This is a genomic window from Flavobacterium coralii, assembly GCF_019891545.1.
In the GTDB taxonomy this organism is placed as follows: Bacteria; Bacteroidota; Bacteroidia; order Flavobacteriales; family Flavobacteriaceae; genus Flavobacterium; species Flavobacterium coralii.
Genome location: NZ_JAHDIU010000021.1, coordinates 1 through 1,574, shown reverse-complemented (window position 1 = coordinate 1,574; position 1,574 = coordinate 1). Strand labels below are relative to the sequence as shown.

Annotated in this window: 1 protein-coding gene; it reads left to right on the top strand. The window is 43.5% G+C overall.

Annotated elements, in window-relative coordinates; genetic code table 11:
- Positions 1–100 precede the first annotated feature (100 nt).
- Positions 101–1,432, top strand: coding sequence for an IS1182 family transposase (locus KJK34_RS14935; protein ID WP_223054696.1), 1,332 nt, complete (start codon positions 101–103; stop codon positions 1,430–1,432).
- The last annotated feature ends 142 nt before the right edge of the window (positions 1,433–1,574 follow it).

Here is a 1,574-nt window from a genome sequence, read left to right as displayed (position 1 = left end):
GGGGCTGTCTCAAAAGTGATACAGCCCTAATTTTTTTATACAAATAAGGGAGCCCGAGAGCTCCCCATATTCGGCAAGTTTATTAACTTGCGGTGTGTCAATTAAATCAAAAGTAGTCTTTAAAGATTACAATCCCAAGCAAAATTTCCTTCTTCCTCCAAGTATTGAGGAGCTGATAGAGGAGAACCATCCTGTAAGAACCGTCTCTGATGTGATTGACGGCCTGGACTTAGCATGTTTAATCAGGAACTATAAGCCCGGAGGCACCTCCAGCTACCATCCGCGCATGCTGCTCAAAGTGTTAGTCTATGGTTATTTATGCAATATCTTCTCCAGCCGCAGGCTTGAGGAAGCCCTAAAGCAGAATATCCATTTTATGTGGCTGAGCGGTATGAGCCGCCCTGACCATAATACTATAAACCGCTTTAGGAGTGAGCGCCTTAAAGATGAAATACGCAGCATCTTTACCCAGGTTGTACTGCTTTTAGAATCCAAGGGCCATGTAAGCCTTAAAACTGTTTTTACCGATGGTACCAAGATAGAAGCCAATGCCAACCGGTACACTTTTGTGTGGGGCAGGTCCATCGAAAGGAACAAAAAGCGCATCGAGGAGCAGCTTCAGGACTTATGGCAGTACACCCAGGAAGTTGCCGCTGCCGAATCTAAAGATAAGTCAGAAGTTACCTTTAAGGCTATTGATAAAGAAGCTGTTGAAAAGACTATTGAGAAGATTGATACCGCATTAAAAGGCAAAAAGATATGCCCGAAAGTGCGCCAAAAGCTTAACTATGCCCGCAGGAACTGGCCTGCAAACCTTGAGAAGTACGCTGAGCAGCAAGAGATCATGGGCAACCGCAATAGTTTTTGCAAGACCGATACGGATGCTACCTTTATGCGGATGAAGGAAGACCACATGAAGAACGGGCAGCTTAAGCCGGGATACAACCTCCAGATAAGCACCCACAACCAGTTTATTGTGCATTACTCCCTGCACCCTAATCCTAATGATACCAAGACCCTGCCCGAGCATATAAAGACCTTTAAAGAACAATACCTAAAACTTCCCGAAGAACTTGTAGCAGATGCAGGTTATGGCTCGCAGGAAAACTACACGCTGCTTGAGAATGAAGGTGTACAGGCGTATGTAAAGTATAATTACTTTGATAGAGACACTAAGACAAGTATACCCAGTACTTGCTTATCTAATCCTGAAGTGGCACAGTTACGGACAAAAGCCTATAAACTGCTGGTTACCGACAGGGGAAAAGAACTCCGGAAGCAACGGTGCCATGATGTAGAAACCGTTTTTGCACAAATAAAGAACAACAAAGGCTTCCGAAGGTACAACCTGCGTGGCAAAGCAAAGGCTGAAGTGGAAACAGCACTACTTGCTATGGCTCACAACCTCAAGAAATACCCTGTAAAAGCCTAATGACAGGGCTCTTTTAGCTTCTTCAAAAATATAGCCTTTTTTTATAGCGAAAATAGTTTGGAAAAAATCCAAAGTATGATAAACATCAACATCCAAAATTATAAAATGAAAAAGGGGCTACCCTTTTGAGACAGCCCCTTTT